Origin of the sequence: Streptomyces sp. NPDC056479, from assembly GCF_042795335.1 — a bacterium.
Lineage (GTDB): Bacteria > Actinomycetota > Actinomycetes > Streptomycetales > Streptomycetaceae > Streptomyces.
Map to the genome: position 1 here is coordinate 49,294 of NZ_JBHTRZ010000001.1, position 18,297 is coordinate 67,590.

Genomic DNA, 18,297 nt, shown 5'->3' on the forward strand with positions numbered 1-18,297 from the left:
GCGGGACGGGAACCGGACCGCCGTACGCCCTGGGCGTACGGCACCCGGAGCGTTCAGGAACCGTCGTCGACCGTGATGTACGGGATCTTGGCCGGGTCCCGGCCGAAAGCAGCCCCGAGATAGACGGCCGACAGTTTGGCGAGTGTCCCGTCGTCGATCAACTGCTTGATGATCCGGTCCAGTTCGTCCCTGTTGGGCGACCCCGTCGGGTACAGGGCGCCGTAACCCTGGTCGGTCCTGTACTGGCCCACCAGGCTCACCCTGCTTCCCGGCTTCTGGGGATACGCCAGCAGAATGGTCGTGTCGTGGATGACCGCGTCGATCCGTCCCTCCTCCAGCGCCGTGATCATCTCCGGGTCGTTGGCGAAGGCGGTGACGGGCTTGGTCGGCTTGATGCGGTCCTCGACGAACTCCTCGCCCGTGGTGCCCCCGGCCACCCCGATGCGGACGTCACGGACGTTGTCCTGGTTGATCTTCTCGCCGTCCCTGATCAGCAGGCCCAGGGTCGAGGAGAGGTAGGGCGGGGAGAACTCGGCGACCTTGCTCCGTTCCGGGGTGATCGTGATCTGGGCCAGGGCCAGGTCGAAGTCCTTCGTTCGGCCGGACACGACCTCGGGAAACGGGGCGTTCTTCACCTTGACCCGGTCGAGTCCGGACCGGTAGGCGATGTTGGCGGCCATGCAGTACTCGTAGCCGCTCTTGACGGACTCCGGCGTGTCGCCGTTCCACCAGCCGGGTGCGGGCAGGGTCGTCTTGACCGTGAGTGCGCCCGCCGTCTCGGGTGACAGGTGAAACTCCCCGTGATGTCCCGAGACCTGGCAGTGGCCGTAGTGGGCGTTCGACGACTCCGACCCGCCCTGCTCGCATGCCGATGTCGCGACGATGAGCGCCCCGCTGACAGCCAGAGAGACGATCGCTGCCGCGGCGCGCATCATTGCACCTCCGGTAGGGGCATACTCCTTGATTCACCATAAATCACGCAGGGTCATACGACCGCAATGACCACGTGCGAGGACTCCGGGGCGTGGGTCGGGTCGCCCACGGGACGTGCCTCCTCGGCGCCCCGCTGTGCCTGGTGAAGGGACCCGTCAGAAATTCCGTGGCCCTGCCGTCCCGACTCTCCCTACACTCACCACGACATCGTGACCAGTGAGGGGAGCCCGGCCGTGCGTGATTACGTCGCTGTCGCCGCTCCCCGTCCCCGGTTCTTCCGGCCCTTCCGGTCCGAGGTGATCCTGGTGTCTTCGTCCTCCCGGTGCCCGCTGCGCGGCCGGTACCGGATGCCCGTGACGAATCTCTGACAGCGCGCGAGCACCTCGAACTCCCTGCCCAGTCCCATTTCTGACGGGCGGCAGGTCGTGCTCGCGTGCGCCCAGGCACCATCGTCCGGAAATCGCGCTGACCCCTTTTCGTATCCGGGACATCCGGATCGTCCGAAAGGCCAAGGGCCGTGCGCACCAACCCCAGCACCCTCGCCGTCGTCCGCAACCTGGGCATCCTCGCCCACGTCGACGCCGGCAAGACCACCGTCACCGAGCGGATCCTGTACGCCACCGGGACCACGCACAAGCGCGGCGAGGTCCACGACGGCACCACCGTCACCGACTTCGACCCGCAGGAGCGCGATCGCGGCATCACCATCTTCTCGGCCGCGGTGAGCTGTGCCTGGAGCGGTCATCGGATCAACCTCATCGACACCCCCGGGCACGTCGACTTCGCCGACGAGGTGGAGCGGGCGCTCCGCGTGCTCGACGGCGCGATCGCGGTGTTCGACGCCGTCGCGGGCGTCGAGCCGCAGAGCGAGTCGGTGTGGCGGCAGGCCGACCGGCACGGTGTGCCGAGGATCGCCTTCGTCAACAAGCTGGACCGTGCCGGGGCCGACCTCGACGCGGCCGTGGCGTCGATCCGGGAGCGGCTGCATCCGGCGCCGCTGGTCGTGCAGTTGCCCATCGGCACGGAGGACGCGTTCCGCGGTGTCGTGGACCTCGTACGGATGCGGGCGCTGGTGTGGGCCGACGGGGCCGACACGTTCGTAGCGGAAGAAGTACCACCGGAGTTGCGGGAGGAGGCCGCTCGGCGTCGACGACTGCTGGAGGAGGCGGTGGCCGAGCTGCATGCCGGCGCGCTGGAGGAGTTCTGCGCACGGTCGGCTCTGTCGCCGCAGACGCTGGACCTCGCCCTGCGCGAGCTGACTCGCAGCGGCGACGGTGTCGTCGTGCTGTGCGGCTCGGCCTACCGCAACCGGGGGATCGAGCCGCTGCTGGACGCGGTGGTGGCGTATCTGCCGTCGCCGCTCGACGTGCCGGCCGTGCGCGGCCTGCGTGACGGCGGCGACGAAGAGCGGCCCGCCGACCCTCAGGCGCCCTTCGCGGCGCTGGCGTTCAAGGTGAGCGCCACGCCGACCGGGCGGCTCACCTACCTGCGTGTGTACTCGGGAACGATCGAGAAGGGAGACACGGTGTTGGATGCGAGCACGCGGCGCACCGAGCGGATCGGGCGGATCCTGCGGGTCCAGGCCGACCGGCACGCCCATGTGGACCGGGCGGTCGCCGGGGACATCGTGGCCGTCGTGGGTCTGAAGTCGGCCCGCGCGGGCTCCACCCTCTGCGCACCGGACGCTCCGCTCGTCCTCGAACCGCCCGGTGTCGCCGACCCGGTGGTGTCCGTGGCGGTCGAGGCGGGCAGGTCCACCGACACCGGCAGGCTGGCGTCGGCGCTGGCACGGCTGGCGGAGGAGGACCCGTCGCTCGTCGTACGGACCGACGCCGAGACCGGGCAGACGGTGCTGTCCGGCATGGGTGAACTGCATCTGGAGGTCGCGGTGGAGAAGATCCGGCGGGACGCCGGGCTGGCGGTCAACGTCGGCCGCCCGCGGGTGTCCTACCGTGAGACGCTCGGCCGCGGGGTGTCCGGCTTTGTGTTCCGGCACGTCAAACAGGACGGCGGGGCAGGGCAGTTCGCGCATGTCGTCCTCGACGTCGAACCGCTGGACACGGAGTCCGGCTTCGAGTTCCGCTCGACCGTCGTCGGCGGGAGCGTGCCGCAGGAGTACGTCCGTGCCGTGGAGGCCGGCTGTCGCGACGCCCTGGCCGAGGGACCGCTGGGCGGCCACCCGGTGACCGGGCTGCGCGTCACGCTCACCGACGGGGCGACCCACGTGAAGGACTCGTCCGACACGGCGTTCCGCACCGCCGGCCGACTCGGCCTCCGTGAGGCCCTGCGCACCTGCGCGATGGTCCTCCTCGAGCCGGTCGTCGAGGTCACGGTCACCGTGCCCGAGGACGCCGTCGGTGCGGTTCTCGGCGACCTGGCGGCACGGCGCGGCCGGGTCTCCGGCTCGGTCGCGCGGGCGGGCGCGGCGATCGTGACCGCGACCGTGCCGCTGGCCGAACTCTTCGGCTACGCCACGCGGTTGCGCAGCCGGACCCAGGGCCGTGGCACGTTCACGAGCCGGCCCACCGGCTACGCGCCGGCACCGGTGCCGACACCGGTCCGGTGAGTGCGGGGCGGCCCCACCTGTACGCGGGTGGGGCCGCTCGCGAAGTGGACCGATGTGGCGGGTCCTAGGGAAACGACACCACCGTCGACGGCACCGTCGAAGTCCCCGACGTGGGCGACCCGGTGTCATTGATGACGCGCTCGTACTGCCCGTTGCCGCCCAGTGAGACGACGAGCAGGTTGTGGAAGCGCACTGTGGACCGGACGGGGGCGGCGAAGCCGTGGTGCTGGACGATCGTGGGGTCGACGTTGTAGTAGCAGTAACTGCCCAGGCCCCAGCCCTCGTGCGCCGTCACGCCGTCGCCCACCTTGTAGGCGGCGTAGCCCTTGACGGACCCGTTCTGGATGGCGGCCTGGTTCGAGGCGTCGTACGCCTTCTCGTTCTGGAAGAAGATCGTGCGGCCCCGCTGGCCGAACCACTGCACGTCGTACTTGTTGAAGTGCTCCACGAACAGCCCGGTCGCCAGGACGTCGTCGCCGTTGACCACGACGCCGTAGTCGGCCCGGTTGGTCTCCCAGCCGACTCCCTCGCCATGGTCGGCCCGCCACACCCACGTGTGGTCGACGATCGTGTGCCGGCTGTTGACGACCATGCTGGTGGTGGCCTTGCCGGCGCCCGCGCCGCCGATGCGGACGAACACGTCCTGGACGGTGATGGGGTTGGCGGAGTGGTCCGCCGACGCGCCCCGTGGCCCGATCTCCAGCAGAGTCGCGGAGTTGACCGTGCCGGCGTCGACCAGGAAGCCGGCGAGCCGGACGCCGTCGACGTCGGCGACCTTCAGGGCCGTGACGCCGTTGTCGGGGATGAGGGTGGCGTAGCCGAGGCCCAGGACCACGGTGTTCGGCCGGTTCACCTGGATCGGCCGGTCGAGGTGGTAGATCCCCGGCGTGAGCAGGAGATGCAGTCCCTGCGCGAGGGCCTCGTTCAGCGTGGCCGCCGAGACGCCGGGCCTGGCCACGTAGAACTGCGTCAGCGGGAGTGAGGTGCCCCGAGGGGTGCCGTTGCCCCAGGTGACGCCGCGTGCGTTCGTCCGCTTCTCCGGCAGGAAGATACGGAACCCGCTTCCCTCGACGTACAGGAACGGCTTCTCCCGCGAGACGGGCGTCGTGTCGAGCGTGGTGTACGGCGGGTTGGGGAAGCTCTGCGCGGGGGCGCCCTCGACTCCGGAGAACACCATGTTCCACACGCCGTTGAGCCAGCTGCCGATCGCGCTGTCGCGGGTGTACCACTGCTGCTGGGAGTACGGCCCGACCTGGCCGTCGATCCGGCTGTCGGCGATGTAGCCGCCGCTGGCCCAGCCGTAGCCGGTGGGGGAGAGGTTGAGGCCGCCGCGGACGTGCATCCGACGGAAGGGGGCCGCCTGTGCGACCGCCCATCTGTTGGTGCCGTTCGCGGGGACGAGCGCCAGGTTCTCCGCCGAACGCCAGAAGTTCTGCGTGGCGTTGCCGTTGAACCAGCCGGCGTCGACCGTGACGTCGCCGTTGATGGTGGTGTCGTCGGGGGACAGGCCCAGGCCCGCGATCGAGGTGTAGAAGCCGAGCTGGGCGTTGAGGCCGTGGTAGGTGCCGGGCTTGAACAGCAGGGCGTAGCGGCCGGTGCCGAACTGCGCGGATTCCTGCTGGCGGAACACCTCGTCGAGGCGGGCCTGGATGCCGGGGGTCGACGGGTCGAAGACGAGGACGTTCGGGCCGAGGTCACCGCCGCCGGGCAGGGCGCGCGGCCCCTTACGGGCCGACGGGACGGCGGAGGCGGGCGCGGACGCGCCCAGCACGGCGGGTGTCGCCGCGGCTGCGGCAGCGGCGCCGAGCACCGTGCGGCGGTTGATCGAGGGCTGTCGAGAAGGTGCGGATGAATCAGACATGGGGCAGCTCTCCTTGTTCAGGAAGTGAACAGGGTGGGGTTTGTGAGCGCTCTCTCGCCGGTGAATGGTTCAGCCGGGAAACGAAGGAGTCAAGAGTTGGGGCCAGAGTCAGGCGACTGTGTCAAAAGCCTTGACGCGGGCTCGCCTTAGGGCTTAACTCACGCTCTAAATTAAGCAGCAGTACTCCCGGAAGGGACACCTGGAGCCATGCGCACAACGCGAGCCGCGGCCGTAGCTGCCGTCACCATGTCTCTCGTTCTGGCCGCCTCGGCCTGCGGAGGCGGTTCGTCGACCGATGGCGGGGGGTCCAACGACTCGCCGAAGACCCTCACCTACTGGGCCTCCAATCAGGGCGCCAGCATCGAGGTCGACAAGAAGGTCCTCCAGCCCGAACTCGACAAGTTCGAGAAGGAGACCGGCATCAAGGTGGAGCTGGAGGTCGTGCCCTGGTCCGACCTGCTCAACCGGATCCTCACCGCGACCACCTCCGGTCAGGGCCCCGACGTCCTCAACATCGGCAACACCTGGAGCGCCTCCCTGCAGGCCACCGGGGCGCTGCTGCCGTGGAACGCCGAGAACTTCGGCAAGATCGGCGGCAAGGACCGGTTCGTCGACTCCGCGCTCGGCTCGACCGGCGCCGAGGGCCAGGACCCGGCGGCGGTGCCGCTGTACTCGATGTCGTACGCGCTCTACTACAACAAGAAGATGTTCGCCGACGCGGGCATCTCGAAGCCGCCGGCCACGTGGGACGAGCTCGTGGCCGACGGTAAGAAGCTGTCGCAGGGCGGCAAGTGGGGCCTGGGCGTGGAGGGTTCGAACCCCGCCGAGAACATCCATCACGCCGTCGTCTTCGCCAAGCAGCACGGCGCCGACTTCTTCACCGCCGACGGCAAGCCGGACTTCACCTCCGACAAGGCCGTCCAGGGCGTCAAGCAGTTCGTCGACCTGATGGCCAAGGACAAGATCATCGCGCCGGGCAACGCCGAGTATGCCCAGAACCAGTCCGTCAGCGACTTCGCCAAGGGCAAGACGGCGATGCTGCTGTGGCAGTCCGCGTCCGCCAACCTCAAGTCGCAGGGCATGAGCGAGGACGCCTACGGCATCGCCCCCGTGCCCGTGCAGTCCGGCACCCCCGGCACCGACACCGGCGTCAACTCCATGGTCATGGGCATCAACCTGGCCGTCTTCAAGAACACCGACAACACCGACGGCGCCACCAAGTTCGTGAAGTTCATGACGAGCGACGCGGAGCAGAAGGTCCTCAACGAGGCCTACAGCTCGATCCCACCGGTCAAGGGCGCCCAGTCGGACACGGCCTTCAACACCCCGGCGAACGCCGTGCTGAAGGACACCCTCGCCAAGAGCGCCGTCGCGGCACCCCAGGTCGCCGACGAGTCCCAGTTCGAGACGGCGGTCGGTACGGCCATCAAGGAGCTGTGGGCCGACGCCGCGGCCGGCCGTGCGGTGACCGAGGAGTCGGTGAAGGCCGCCCTGGAGAAGGCCCAGCAGCAGATGCCGACGAAGTGAGCACGATGACGACCACGGTCCCTCCGGAGGCCGCCGCGCGACAGAGCTCCCCCGGGACGGCGAGCGGGCGTAGCCGCCGTCCCGGGCGGATCCGCCGCATCGGACTGCCGTACCTGCTCCTCCTGCCGGCCCTGCTGCTCGAACTCCTGGTCCACCTGGTGCCGATGGTGATCGGCATCATGATGAGCTTCAAGGAGCTCACGCAGTTCTACATCCGCGACTGGACCACCGCGCCCTGGAACGCCTTCGACAACTACGCGATGTCGGTGGACTTCAACGCCCCCGTCGGCGAGGCGCTGCTCCACTCGTTCCTGGTCACCGTGGCCTTCACGCTGCTCTCGGTGGGCCTGTGCTGGCTGATCGGCACGGCCGCCGCGATCTATCTGCAGGACAACTTCCGCGGCCGGGGCCTGCTGCGTGCCCTGTTCCTGGTGCCGTACGCGCTGCCCGTCTACACGGCCGTCATCACCTGGGTCTTCATGTTCCAGCACGACAACGGCCTGGTGAACCACGTCCTGCACGACCAGCTCGGCCTCACCGACAAGCCCTCCTTCTGGCTCATCGGCGACAACAGCTTCATCGCGCTGCTGACGGTCTCGGTGTGGAAGGGCTGGCCGTTCGCCTTCCTCATCGTCATGGCCGGCCTGCAGAACATCCCGAAGGAGCTGTACGAGGCGGCGGCCCTGGACGGCGCCGGCATGTGGCAGCAGATCCGCCGCATCACACTGCCGTCCCTGCGCCCCGTCAACCAGGTCCTCGTGCTGGTCCTGTTCCTGTGGACCTTCAACGACTTCAACACGCCGTACGTCCTGTTCGGCAGGACCGCGCCGCAGGCCGCGGACCTGATCTCGGTGCACATCTACCAGGCGTCGTTCGTCACCTGGAACTTCGGCACCGGTTCGGCGATGTCCGTACTCCTGCTGCTGTTCCTGCTTCTGGTGACCGGCGCGTACCTCTGGCTCACCTCGCGCGGACGGAGAACCGCCGATGCCTGACTCGCCCATGGCGCCGCCGCGTTCCTTCCTGTGGTCCCGGCGGATCTTCCTCACGCTGCTGACCGGTTTCGTCCTGGTCCCCGTCTACGTCATGGTCTCCAGCTCGCTCAAGCCGCTCGCGGATGTCACGGGTACGTTCCGCTGGCTGCCGAGCGAGGTGACCATCCGCCCGTACATCGACATCTGGTCGACGGTGCCGCTCGCCAGGTACTTCGTGAACTCGCTGATCGTGGCGGGCGCGGCGACGGTCTGCTCGGTGGTGATCGCGGTGTTCGCGGCGTACGCGGTCAGCCGCTACGACTTCCGCGGCAAGCGGGTCTTCACCGTCACCGTCCTGTCCACGCAGATGTTCCCCGGCATCCTCTTCCTCCTCCCGCTGTTCCTCATCTACGTCAACATCGGCAACGCCACCGGCATCGCCCTGTTCGGCTCGCGTGGCGGTCTGATCCTGACGTATCTGACCTTCTCCCTCCCCTTCTCGATCTGGATGCTGATCGGTTACTTCGACTCGGTGCCGCGCGACTTGGACGAGGCGGCGCTGGTCGACGGCTGCGGGCCGCTCGGCGCACTGTTCCGGGTGGTCGTGCCGGCCGCGATCCCCGGCATCATCGCGGTCGCCGTCTACGCCTTCATGACGGCCTGGGGCGAGGTGCTGTTCGCATCGGTGATGACCAACGACACCACCCGCACGCTCGCCGTCGGCCTCCAGGGCTACTCCACGCTCAACGACGTGTACTGGAACCAGATCATGGCCGCGTCGCTGGTCGTCAGCGTCCCCGTGGTGGCGGGCTTCCTTCTCCTCCAGCGCTATCTGGTCGCCGGTCTGACGGCGGGCGCCGTGAAGTGACCAGTAGTCGTCAAGTGACCAACACCCCCCGTTCCGAGAGGATTTCAGTGTCCGACCGCATCGACCTCGCCGCACTCCCGCACGACTTCCTGTGGGGCACGGCCACAGCGGCCTACCAGATCGAGGGAGCCGTGGCGGAGGACGGCCGTTCCCCATCGATCTGGGACACCTTCTCGCACACGCCCGGCAAGATCGACAACGGGGACAACGGCGACGTCGCCTGCGACCACTACCACCGCTGGCGCGAGGACATCGGGCTGATGCGCCAACTGGGCACGAACGCCTACCGGTTGTCGATCGCCTGGCCGCGCGTCGTACCCGGCGGGGACGGCCCGGTGAACCCCAAGGGCCTCGCCTTCTACGACGAGTTGGTCGACGGCCTCCTGGAAGCCGGCATCACCCCGTCCGTCACCCTGTACCACTGGGACCTCCCACAGGCACTCCAGGACCGGGGCGGCTGGCCCGAGCGGGAGACCGCCGAGCACTTCGCGGAGTACGCCTCGGTCGTCGCCACCCGTCTCGGCGACCGCGTATCCCACTTCGCCACCCTCAACGAGCCCTCCTGCTCGGCGTGGATCGGCCATCTGGAAGGAAAGATGGCGCCTGGCCTGACCGACCTGACGGCCGCCGTCCGCGCCTCATACCACCTCCTCCTCGGCCATGGCCTCGCGACCCGGGCGATCCGCGCGGCCGCCCCCGGCGCCGAGGTCGGCATCGTCAACAACCTCTCCACCGTGTACGCGGCGGGCGACCGCCCGGAGGACGAGGCCGCCGCCCGCCGCCAGGACGGCCACGTCAACCGCTGGTGGCTCGACCCGGTGCACGGCCGTGGCTTCCCGGCCGACATGGTCGAGACGTACGGCGTGGACCTCCCCGAACGCCCCGGCGACCTGGAGACGATCGCCGCCCCCCTGGACTGGCTCGGTCTGAACTACTACTTCCCGGCGCACGTCGTCGACGACCCCGAGGGCCCCGCACCCCACGCCCGCGCGGTCCGCCGCCCGGACGTGCCACGCACCGGCATGGACTGGGAGATCGACGCGAGCGGCATCGAGACCCTGCTGCTGCGCCTGACCGACGAGTACGGGCCGCGGAAGATCTACGTCACCGAGAACGGCTCCGCCTTCCCGGACGTCGTGCGCCCCGACGGCACGATCGACGACCCCGAGCGCCAGGACTACCTGATCCGGCACCTGGCCGCCTGCGCCTCCGCAGCCCGCAAGGGAGCCCCGCTGGCCGGGTACTTCGCGTGGTCGCTGCTCGACAACTTCGAGTGGGCGTACGGCTATGCGAAGCGGTTCGGGTTGGTGCACGTGGACTACGGGACGCAGGTGCGGACGGTCAAGGGGACCGGGCGGCGCTATGCGGACATCGTCCGGGCGCACGGGGCGCGGGCGGAACGGGCTGCCTGACCCTTACGGCAGCACAGCTCCGAAGGCGGAACGGCACGGAAGGCAAGACACCACGGCACGGAATGCGCATCCCCCGAGGATCACCCCACCTCCCCAAGGAGAGCCGCATGCCATCCCGTACTCCCCGCACCCTCCTGACAGCGCTCACCGCCCTCACCCTCCTCGGAGCCGGCTCGGCTTTGGAGTGCAGGCCGAGGTGGATTGGGTGCGGGTGGAGCAGAAGCGGTAGCGGGAGTGTCTATCGCCGCATCGGCTTCACTGCTCGGCCCGCATGTTGCGGAGATGGCCTGCAACGCGTCCGGGCTGTGAAGGATGCGATGGTCGGCGGCTTCGAGCGCTGCTTGCTCCTCTTCGGAGACGTCCAGAACGCGCTGTCCGACGGGTAGGCGGCAAGCCTCGTGGGTGAGGCGATCTTCCGGCCAGCCGGTGCGCCGGTTACCGGACGGCGGTGGCTGGGATTGCCTGCTGCGCCTACACGGCCGTTCCCCGGCCGTCCGGGTGCGGCCTCGCGGCCCGTGGGGCGCCTGTCGCATCAGTGAGGGCGCTCGTGGTCACCAGGAGGATGGAGGTGAGGTGCGGGTGACCACGGCAGGAAGCTGCCCGCTTTCGATCACCTGTCGGGGGAGTGACAGCCCGAAATGCTCACCGACCACTTTCAACACCCGACGCTTCTCTTCGACAGTCGACAGTTCCTCGTCATCGCCGAGCAGGTCGTCGATGTCGTCTTCTGGCGGGATGACTCCGGCCGCTTCCAGCGCCGGGCGCAGGAGGTCGGGCCGGGCGCCGACGGGGTCGTAGCCAAAGCCCAACTCGAAGTGCAGCTGCAGCTCACCGTCGGCGAGGTAGGTGAGGAAGGAGGGCGGATCGTCCGGCCGTGGGTCGAAGAGCAGCACCTCGGCGCCGTCACGGGACACCGCCGGGTCGAGGGACCAGCCTTCACTGCCCACGCACTCCACGATGAACGACCAGTCGCCGCCTTGACCGATGCGGCCGACACAGTAGACCTGGGTGAGGTCGACCATGCGGTGTGCTTCCTGGATGGTGAGGGCAGGCCCGACCTCGACGGGCTCATGGTCGGCCATGCGTTCGGCCAGCTGCTGAGGGCTGAGGCCGCGGGCGCAGGTGATGTACAGGTCGGTGGCGCTCGGGCCAGCGCCGCGCCAGGGTGGGGCACAGCGAGAACCGGTGCTGCGCCCCACCAACGTTCAGAAGACTGTCATGGCTTGGGAACCGTGCAGGTCACGGTCGCCTTCGATGCATCGCAGTGCGCGAACTGGGGGAAGTTCACCCAGTACGGGTCCTTGTCGAGCAACCGGTACTTGCCGGAGGCGTGGCTCACCTGCTCCTGATGGTCGCTCATCGTGCAGGTGCGTCAGGTGAACAGCAGGCGGGGGCGATGCCGAAGTGCCGGTCCAGGGGTGCGGGGTATGGGCGAGGGGGGAGGGCGTACGCCTCAGACCCGTGCCGTAGGTCCCGCCACGAATCCCGGGTCCACCTGCCCCGCCAGGTCATCCCCCGTCCTGTCGTCCGCCCACGCCCGCGCGTTGCGCAGATGGAACTCGACGGCGTGGGCGTGGATCGCGGCCCAGTCCTTCGGAAGCGCGTCGACCGCCTCGCGCAGGACGTTGAGGGCGTGGACATTGTGGGGCTCCAACTCGCCTTGCTCCCGCCCCTGTTCCGCCGCCCGGACCCACGACGACTGGACGAGATGGGTGAGAAGGTCGTCGCCCACCTCCTCCTTGAGGAAGAGCAGGTCGTCCTCGCAGGTCACCTTGTTGCCGACGACCGCGATGCGGATGCCGAACTCCCGCGCGTGGTCCCGGTACTGGCGGTACACCGAGACTCCCTTGCGTGTCGGCTCGGCCACCAGGAAGGTCAGGTCGAAGCGGGTGAACAGGCCCGACGCGAAGGCGTCCGCGCCCGCCGTCATGTCGACCACCACGTATTCGCCCGGGCCGTCGACGAGGTGGCCGAGGTAGAGCTCGACCCCGCTGAGCTTGGAGTGGTAGCAGGCCACCCCGAGGTCGCTCTCGTCGAACTCGCCCGTCACCATCAGCGGCACATCGCCCGCGCGCCGGACGTGGCGGGCGTGCAGTTCGTCGTCGCCGAGCAGGGTCAGGAGGCGGGAGCCCCGGCCGGGCGGGGTGGTCTTGATCATGGCGTCGGCCGAGCGGATGCGCGGGTTGGTGCCGCGCAGGTAGTCCTTGATGTCCCGTACGTGGGCGCCGAGGGGAGGGGCGTCCAGGGCGTCGCCGGTGTGGCCCAGGGCCTCGGCCAGGTGCTGGTTGATGTCGCCGTCGATGGCGAGCACGGGCGCGCCGGAGCCAGCCAGGTGGCGGGAGAAGAGAGCCGACAGTGTCGTCTTCCCGCTGCCGCCCTTGCCGACGAATGCGATCCGCATCAGCAGGGGCCTGCCTTCTGTACCGGCTTGACCATTAGGGCATCGTTGTTGAAAATGGATGTCATGTGGGTAGGTTGTCCGCGGCCCGCGATCACTGTCAAATTGTCTGAGCCGTACGGGGGTTGAGTGGGTGCCATGGGGTGTCATGATCAGCTCTTGCGCTTAATGCATATGATGTGCAAGTGCATGACTACAGCATCAGGGCGGCGGGCCCGGACGACCTGGACGGCGCGCGAGCCCTGATGCTCGACACCGTCTACCGCGACTTCGGTACCGGCTATGTGCCGCGCTGGCACGCGGACATCATCGACCCGGCCGCCGCCTACCTCGCCCCGCCCCGTCACACCCTCCTCGTCGCGCTCGACCCGCGCGACAACGGTGTCGTCGTGGCCACCGCCGCCCTCGACTCCCGGGGCCCGGCCCACCCGCCGAACCCGCGCGACCTCGCCGAGCGCTACCCCTCCGGCACGACCGCGCAACTGCGCCGCGTCTACGTCCGGCCCGAGCACCGCAGGCGCGGCCTGGCCCGGCGGCTGGTCGGGGAGCTGCTCGCCTTCGCGGCGGCGGAGGGCGGCTACCGCGCCGCGTATCTGCACACCGACCCGCAGGTGCCCGGCGCCGAGAGCTTCTGGCGTTCGCTCGGCAAGGCCGTGCACGACGAACGCGACGACCACCAGGACGGCGGCAACGGCGTCGTCCACTTCGAGATTCCGTTCGAGACAGCCATGGAGCGATAGACCGTGCGACACCGACACCGACACCGACACCGGCACATACACATGCACGGACACCGGCTCCGCCCGCTCCTAGCCCTCCTGCTCGCCCCCGCCCTCGTCGGCTGCTTCGCCTCCGGCGGCGGAAGCGAGTCCGCCGACGGTGCCGACGCCGGCTCCCGCCTCCGCGTCGCCCTCGCCTTCCCGCCCGCCGAGAACCTCTCGCCGTACGGCGCCGACTCCACCATCCTCAGCCGCCTCGGCGTCACCGAGGGCCTGACCGCGCTGGACGCCAACGGCGCCGCCACCCCCGCCCTCGCCGCCTCCTGGCGCCAGGAGAACGACCGCACCTGGCTGTTCACCCTGCGCGAGGCCACCTTCCAGGACGGCTCGAAGGTCACCCCGGCCGCCGTCGCCGCCTCCCTCACCCGCGCCACGCAGGCGAAGCCCGCCCCGGCCGCCCTCGCCGGCGTCACCCTCACCGCGCGCACGGAGGGCGAAACAGGGGTGCGGATCACCACCGCCGCCCCCGACCCGATCCTGCCGCTGCGCCTGGCCGGCCCCTCCCTCGCCGTCCTCTCCGCCAAGGCGTACGACAAGAAGGACGACGTCGACCCGGTCGGCACCGCCACCGGACCCTTCGCACTCACCAAGGTCATGGGCACCACCGCGGCCACCCTCGACCGCTACGACGACTACTGGGGCGGCCGTGCCCAGGCCACCGGCATCGACGTCAAGTTCGTCGCCGACGGCACCGCCCGAGCAAGCGCGTTGCGCACCGACCAGGTCGATCTCGCCGAGGCGATCCCCGTCGCCCAGGCCGCCACCCTCGACAAGGCCACCCGCGAGGCGACCGCCACGACCCGCACCACGAGCCTGCTCCTCAACACCGAGAAGGGCCCCTTCAAGGACGCCGCGCTGCGGGCCGCCGCCCGCCAGGCCGTCGACACCTCCGCGCTGGCCAAGGACGTCTACGAGGGGTACGCCGACGCCGGCGCCGGCATCTACGGCCCCGCCGTCACCTGGGCCGAGGGCAAGCGGACCGAGCCCGTCGGGCGCGCGAAGCCCGGGAAGCCGCAGGGGACGCGCATCACACTCGCCACCTACGACAACCGGCCCGAACTCCCGGAAGTCGCCCAGGTGCTGAAGCAGCAGCTGGAGAAGGCCGGATTCGAGGTCACGCTGGAGGTGCGCGAGTACTCGCGGCTGGAGAGCGACGCGCTGACCGGCAAGTTCGACGCCTTCGTCCTCGCCCGCAACACCCTCGTCGACACCGGCGACCCCGTCTCCATCCTCGCCGGCGACTACACGTGTGACGGCGGCTACAACATGGCCCAGCTCTGCGACAAGGACGTCGACCGGGCCGTCGCGAAGGCCGAGCGCTCGACCGACACCGCCGAGCGGCAGGACGCGGCGATGGCCGCCGAGGCCCGCATCCTGGGCACCGACGCGGTCGTACCGCTCGTCCACCAGCGCATCATCACCGGCGTCGGGACCTCCGTCAGCGGTGCGCTCCTCGACCCGTACGAGCGCACCCTCGTCGGCGTCGGCACCCGGCGCTGACCCGTGCGACAGCGCACGGCCACCTTGCTGTGGCGGGTCGGGATCGCGGTCGGCCTCATCACGGTCATCGGCGTACTGCCCTGGCTCTCGCAGACCGACCCCGCGCTCACCGTCCTCAAGGCCCGGTCGGCGGACCGCGACCCCACGCCCGAGGCGCTGGCGGACATCCGCACGCAACTCGGCCTGGACGCAGGCCCGTTCCGCCTGCTCGGTGACTGGGTGGGCGGGCTGTGGCGCGGGGACGCCGGCCGGTCGTGGATCTCAGGCAGCGAGGTCACCCCCGCCGTGCTCCAGGCACTGGGTGTGTCCCTGCTGCTGATGGCGGTGGCCCTCGCGGTCGCCGCCGTCACCGCCGCGCTGATCTGCGCCCGCACCCTGTGGCTCGGGGCGCGAAGGCGGCTGGACGGGCGGCGCGCGGGAGGCAGCGGTTCCGCCGTACTCGCCGCACTGCCCGAGTTCCTCACCGCGTCCGTCCTCGCCACCGTCGTCGGCGTGCAACTCGGCTGGCTGCCCGCCCTCGGCTGGTACGGCCCCCAGTGGACGATCCTGCCCGCCCTCGCCCTCGGTCTGCCCGCCGGAGCCGTCCTCGGCCGGCTCCTCGACGACCTGCTGCCCGGCGCCTTCGCCGAGCCCTGGGCGCTCGCCGCCACCTCGCGCGGACTGCCCGGCCGGACGGTCGCCCGCCAGGCCCTGCGCCGCTGTCTGCCCGGACTGCTGCCCAACACCGGCCTGTTCGTCGTGGGCATCACCGGCGGGGCCGTCACCGTCGAGCAGATCTTCGACATCCCGGGCCTGGGCCGCACCACCCTCCAGGCCGCCCTCGCCCAGGACCTGCCCGTCCTCCAGGCCGGCACGCTCGCCCTCGTCCTGCTCGGCGCGGCCGCCGCCGGACTGGCCCACCTCCTGACCCGTCTGCTGATCGGCCCGGCCCTGCGCGACGGCGCGCTGCCGTCCCTGCACCGGCCGTCGCCGCCCGCCCACAGGATCCTGCCCCTCCTCTACGGCGGCCTGCTCGTGGCCGTAGTCGCCCTCGGCCTGCCGCGCGACCCGTTGGCCCTTGACACCGCCGAGCGACTCGCGGCCCCTTCCCGAGCGCATCCGTTCGGCACCGACGCCCTCGGCAGGGACGTCCTCGCCCGGGTCGCGCACGGTGCCCTCGACACCCTGCTGCTCGCCCTCGCGATCACCGCCGTCACCCTGGTCACCGGGCTGGCGCTCGGCCTGCTGCCCCGGCTGTCCGGGCCGCTCGTCGACACCGTCACCGCGCTGCCGCCGGTCCTCGTCGCCCTGCTCGTCACCGCGGTCGTCGGCGGCGGCGACGCCACCCCCGCGCTCGCCGTGGCCGCTGTCGCATGGACACCGCTCGCCGCCCACACCTCCGCGCTGCTGCGGCAGGAACGCGCCGCCCTCCATCTGACCGCGACCCGCGCCCTGGGCGCCGGCCCCTGGTATCTGCTGCGCCACGAGCTGCTGCCCGCCGTCGTCCCGCCCGTCACCCGGCACGCCCTGCTGCGTCTGCCCGGCATCGCCCTCGCGCTCGCCTCGCTCGCCTTCCTCGGCCTGGGCGCCCAGCCGCCCTCGCCGGAGTGGGGTCTGCTCCTCGCCGAGAACCAGCCCTACGCCGAGCGCGCCCCCTGGGCGGTCCTCGCGCCCGCCGCCGTACTCGCCCTGCTGGGTGCGCTGGCGGTGACGGCGGCCGGAGGCGTGCGGCGCGTGCGTCGTCGAGGTCGCAAGGCCGAGCCCGTCGTGACTGAGCCCGAACAGCAGTCGGACACAAGGGAGTTGGTGGCGGTCCGATGACGCCGTCGGCGCTCGGTTTCCGCAAGGCGGCTCCCGACCGAACCCGCCGTCTGTCCCCTCTCCTCCGCCTTCTCATCGTCACCCAACTCGCCTTCAACATCGGCTTCTTCGCCGTCCTGCCCTTCCTCGCCGAGCATCTGGGGCAGGCCGTCGGCATGGCGGGCTGGCTGGTCGGGTTCGTGCTGGGGCTGCGGACCTTCAGCCAGCAGGGGCTCTTCGTGGTGGGCGGGGCGCTGGCCGACCGGTACGGGATCAGGCCGGTCGTGCTCACGGGGTGCGTGCTGCGGATCGGCGGGTTCGTGTGGCTGGGGTACGCACGGGAGACCGGGGCGGTCATCGGGGCCGTGCTGCTGATCGGGTTCGCCGCCGCGTTGTTCTCGCCCGCCGTGGAGTCCGAGGTGGCCCGGCAGGCCGTGCTGTGGGAGGAGTCGGGTGCCGGCTCCCGGACCCGGGTCCTCGCACTGCTGACGGTGGCGGGGCAGGCGGGCGCGTTCGTCGGGCCGCTGCTGGGCGCGCTGCTGCTGTCCGTGGACTTCCGCACGGTGTGCCTCGCCGGCGCCGGGATCTTCGTACTCGTCCTCGCTGGGCACGCGTGGCTGCTGCCGCAGCACATACCCGGGCGAGGAGGGGTCGGGTTCCGCGGCGGCGCGGGCAAGCTGTTGCGCAACCGCCGCTTCATCGCCCTGTGCTGCGCGTACGGCGCCTACCTGCTCGCCTACAACCAGCTCTACCTCGCCCTCCCCGACGAGGTGGAACGCGCCACCGGCTCCCAATCGGCACTGGCCTGGCTGTTCGCCCTGTCCTCGCTGCTGGTGGTGATCGCCCAGCTGCCCGTGACCCGGTGGGTGGGGGAGCGGCTCACGCTGCGCCGGTCCATGGTGGCCGGGCTGCTGCTCATCGCGGCGGGCTTCGCGGTCGTCGCCGCGGCGCGCCCCAACGGCTGGACGGGCACGGCGGGCCTGTTGCCCGCGGCCGGCTTCGTCGTCCTGCTCACCCTCGGCCAGATGCTCATCGCCCCGGTCGCCCGCGCCTGGGTACCCGACCTTGCCGAGGAGGGCCGCCTCGGCCTCTACACCGGGGCGTTGTCCTCGGTCTCCGGCCTCATCGTCCTCGTCGGCAGCTCGGCCACGGGAACTCTCCTGGACTCCGGCCTGCCCGCGGCCGTGCCCTGGCTGGCGCTGGCGGCCGTACCGCTCGCGGCCATCGGGGTGCTGCCGCGCAGGTAGGGTGCACGGCATGGACGTCTCGGTGGAGATCGCCCGGGAGGCGGGCACGGAACTCGTGGCCGTTTTCGGCCGGCTGCTGCCACAGCTCTCCCGGACCGCCGAGCCCCTAGACCTGGCGGCGGTCGGCCGGATCGTGGGGTGCGACGCGAACACGGTGCTCGTCGCACGGGCGGACGGCGAGATCGTCGGCACCCTGACCCTGGTGATGGTCCCTGTGCCCTCGGGGCTGCGCGCGCGGATCGAGGACGTGGTCGTGGACGACGCGGCGCGCGGTCATGGCGTCGCCGGACTGCTGATGGGGGAGGCGGTACGGCTCGCGCGGGAGGCGGGGGCGCGGACCGTCGACCTCACCTCGCGGCCGGACCGGGCCGCGGCGAACAGGCTGTACGAGCGACTGGGGTTCGCGGTGCGCGAGTCGACGGTGTACCGGATGCCGCTCGACGGCTGACCGCG

Annotated in this window: 15 protein-coding genes; 10 read left to right on the top strand and 5 right to left on the bottom strand. The window is 70.6% G+C overall.

From position 1 onward, the window contains the following. Positions 1 to 53: 53 nt before the first annotated feature. A complete protein-coding gene (locus tag ACFQ6S_RS00200) occupies positions 54 to 932 on the bottom strand; it encodes an ABC transporter substrate-binding protein (RefSeq protein WP_383401175.1) in 879 nt (292 codons plus the stop codon). 518 nt (positions 933 to 1,450) lie between these two features. On the opposite strand from ACFQ6S_RS00200, the gene fusA reads away from it, so the two are divergent. Next, positions 1,451 to 3,499 carry an elongation factor G gene (fusA, locus tag ACFQ6S_RS00205; protein WP_383401177.1) on the top strand — a complete coding sequence of 683 codons (2,049 nt, stop codon included), beginning with the start codon at positions 1,451 to 1,453 and terminating at the stop codon, positions 3,497 to 3,499. A 64-nt stretch (positions 3,500 to 3,563) separates the two neighbouring features. Here fusA and ACFQ6S_RS00210 read toward each other — a convergent pair whose 3' ends face one another. Beyond that, a complete protein-coding gene (locus tag ACFQ6S_RS00210; protein WP_383401179.1) occupies positions 3,564 to 5,360 on the bottom strand; it encodes a coagulation factor 5/8 type domain-containing protein in 1,797 nt (598 codons plus the stop codon). A gap of 207 nt (positions 5,361 to 5,567) precedes the next feature. On the opposite strand from ACFQ6S_RS00210, the gene ACFQ6S_RS00215 reads away from it, so the two are divergent. The 4 genes from ACFQ6S_RS00215 to ACFQ6S_RS00230 are packed head-to-tail and all read left to right on the top strand — an operon-like array spanning position 5,568 to position 10,141. Further along, positions 5,568 to 6,887 (top strand): ABC transporter substrate-binding protein, encoded by a 1,320-nt coding sequence (locus tag ACFQ6S_RS00215; protein WP_383401181.1) that lies wholly within the window; start codon positions 5,568 to 5,570, stop codon positions 6,885 to 6,887. 5 nt (positions 6,888 to 6,892) lie between these two features. After that, positions 6,893 to 7,882: a carbohydrate ABC transporter permease gene (locus tag ACFQ6S_RS00220; RefSeq protein ID WP_383401183.1), complete on the top strand. Its 990-nt coding sequence runs from the start codon at positions 6,893 to 6,895 to the stop codon at positions 7,880 to 7,882. Between the two features lie 7 nt (positions 7,883 to 7,889). Next, a complete protein-coding gene (locus ACFQ6S_RS00225; RefSeq protein WP_383404230.1) occupies positions 7,890 to 8,729 on the top strand; it encodes a carbohydrate ABC transporter permease in 840 nt (279 codons plus the stop codon). 47 nt (positions 8,730 to 8,776) lie between these two features. Beyond that, positions 8,777 to 10,141, top strand: a complete 1,365-nt coding sequence (locus ACFQ6S_RS00230) for a GH1 family beta-glucosidase (RefSeq protein WP_383401185.1) — start codon at positions 8,777 to 8,779, stop codon at positions 10,139 to 10,141. Positions 10,142 to 10,692: 551 nt separating this feature from the next. Here ACFQ6S_RS00230 and ACFQ6S_RS00235 read toward each other — a convergent pair. From ACFQ6S_RS00235 to ACFQ6S_RS00245, 3 genes are all read right to left on the bottom strand, one after another. After that, positions 10,693 to 11,340, bottom strand: a complete 648-nt coding sequence (locus tag ACFQ6S_RS00235) for a DUF6461 domain-containing protein (RefSeq protein ID WP_383401187.1) — start codon at positions 11,338 to 11,340, stop codon at positions 10,693 to 10,695. Positions 11,341 to 11,357: 17 nt separating this feature from the next. Beyond that, the gene (locus ACFQ6S_RS00240; RefSeq protein ID WP_383401189.1) at positions 11,358 to 11,501 is read right to left on the bottom strand and encodes a hypothetical protein; all 144 of its coding nucleotides are present in this window, start codon (positions 11,499 to 11,501) and stop codon (positions 11,358 to 11,360) included. Between the two features lie 93 nt (positions 11,502 to 11,594). Continuing rightward, on the bottom strand, positions 11,595 to 12,542 hold the full coding sequence (locus tag ACFQ6S_RS00245; protein WP_383401191.1) for an ATP-binding protein: 948 nt from the start codon (positions 12,540 to 12,542) through the stop codon (positions 11,595 to 11,597). A gap of 182 nt (positions 12,543 to 12,724) precedes the next feature. On the opposite strand from ACFQ6S_RS00245, the gene ACFQ6S_RS00250 reads away from it, so the two are divergent. From ACFQ6S_RS00250 to ACFQ6S_RS00270, 5 genes are read left to right on the top strand one after another with little or no spacing between them, the layout of a single operon-like run. After that, the gene (locus tag ACFQ6S_RS00250) at positions 12,725 to 13,279 is read left to right on the top strand and encodes a GNAT family N-acetyltransferase (protein ID WP_383401193.1); all 555 of its coding nucleotides are present in this window, start codon (positions 12,725 to 12,727) and stop codon (positions 13,277 to 13,279) included. A 42-nt stretch (positions 13,280 to 13,321) separates the two neighbouring features. Continuing rightward, positions 13,322 to 14,818, top strand: coding sequence for an ABC transporter substrate-binding protein (locus ACFQ6S_RS00255; protein ID WP_383401195.1), 1,497 nt, complete (start codon positions 13,322 to 13,324; stop codon positions 14,816 to 14,818). A gap of 3 nt (positions 14,819 to 14,821) precedes the next feature. After that, a complete protein-coding gene (locus tag ACFQ6S_RS00260; protein ID WP_383401196.1) occupies positions 14,822 to 16,618 on the top strand; it encodes an ABC transporter permease subunit in 1,797 nt (598 codons plus the stop codon). Then, entirely contained in the window at positions 16,615 to 17,844 is a 1,230-nt protein-coding gene (locus tag ACFQ6S_RS00265; protein ID WP_383401197.1) for an MDR family MFS transporter, read from the top strand. The genes ACFQ6S_RS00260 and ACFQ6S_RS00265 overlap by 4 nt, the downstream gene beginning before the upstream one ends. Positions 17,845 to 17,854: 10 nt before the next feature. Beyond that, on the top strand, positions 17,855 to 18,292 hold the full coding sequence (locus ACFQ6S_RS00270) for a GNAT family N-acetyltransferase (protein WP_383401199.1): 438 nt from the start codon (positions 17,855 to 17,857) through the stop codon (positions 18,290 to 18,292). Positions 18,293 to 18,297: the final 5 nt, after the last annotated feature.

Excerpts from the sequence above, each read along its gene's own strand:
- ACFQ6S_RS00200 (WP_383401175.1), bottom strand. The coding sequence starts at position 932 with ATGCGCGCCGCGGCAGCGATCGTCTCTCTGGCTGTCAGCGGGGCGCTC.
- ACFQ6S_RS00210 (WP_383401179.1), bottom strand. The coding sequence starts at position 5,360 with ATGTCTGATTCATCCGCACCTTCTCGACAGCCCTCGATCAACCGCCGC.
- ACFQ6S_RS00215 (WP_383401181.1), top strand. The coding sequence starts at position 5,568 with ATGCGCACAACGCGAGCCGCGGCCGTAGCTGCCGTCACCATGTCTCTC.
- ACFQ6S_RS00220 (WP_383401183.1), top strand. The coding sequence starts at position 6,893 with ATGACGACCACGGTCCCTCCGGAGGCCGCCGCGCGACAGAGCTCCCCC.
- ACFQ6S_RS00225 (WP_383404230.1), top strand. The coding sequence starts at position 7,890 with ATGGCGCCGCCGCGTTCCTTCCTGTGGTCCCGGCGGATCTTCCTCACG.
- ACFQ6S_RS00240 (WP_383401189.1), bottom strand. The coding sequence starts at position 11,501 with ATGAGCGACCATCAGGAGCAGGTGAGCCACGCCTCCGGCAAGTACCGG.
- ACFQ6S_RS00245 (WP_383401191.1), bottom strand. The coding sequence starts at position 12,542 with ATGCGGATCGCATTCGTCGGCAAGGGCGGCAGCGGGAAGACGACACTG.
- ACFQ6S_RS00255 (WP_383401195.1), top strand. The coding sequence starts at position 13,322 with ATGCACGGACACCGGCTCCGCCCGCTCCTAGCCCTCCTGCTCGCCCCC.
- ACFQ6S_RS00265 (WP_383401197.1), top strand. The coding sequence starts at position 16,615 with ATGACGCCGTCGGCGCTCGGTTTCCGCAAGGCGGCTCCCGACCGAACC.
- ACFQ6S_RS00270 (WP_383401199.1), top strand. The coding sequence starts at position 17,855 with ATGGACGTCTCGGTGGAGATCGCCCGGGAGGCGGGCACGGAACTCGTG.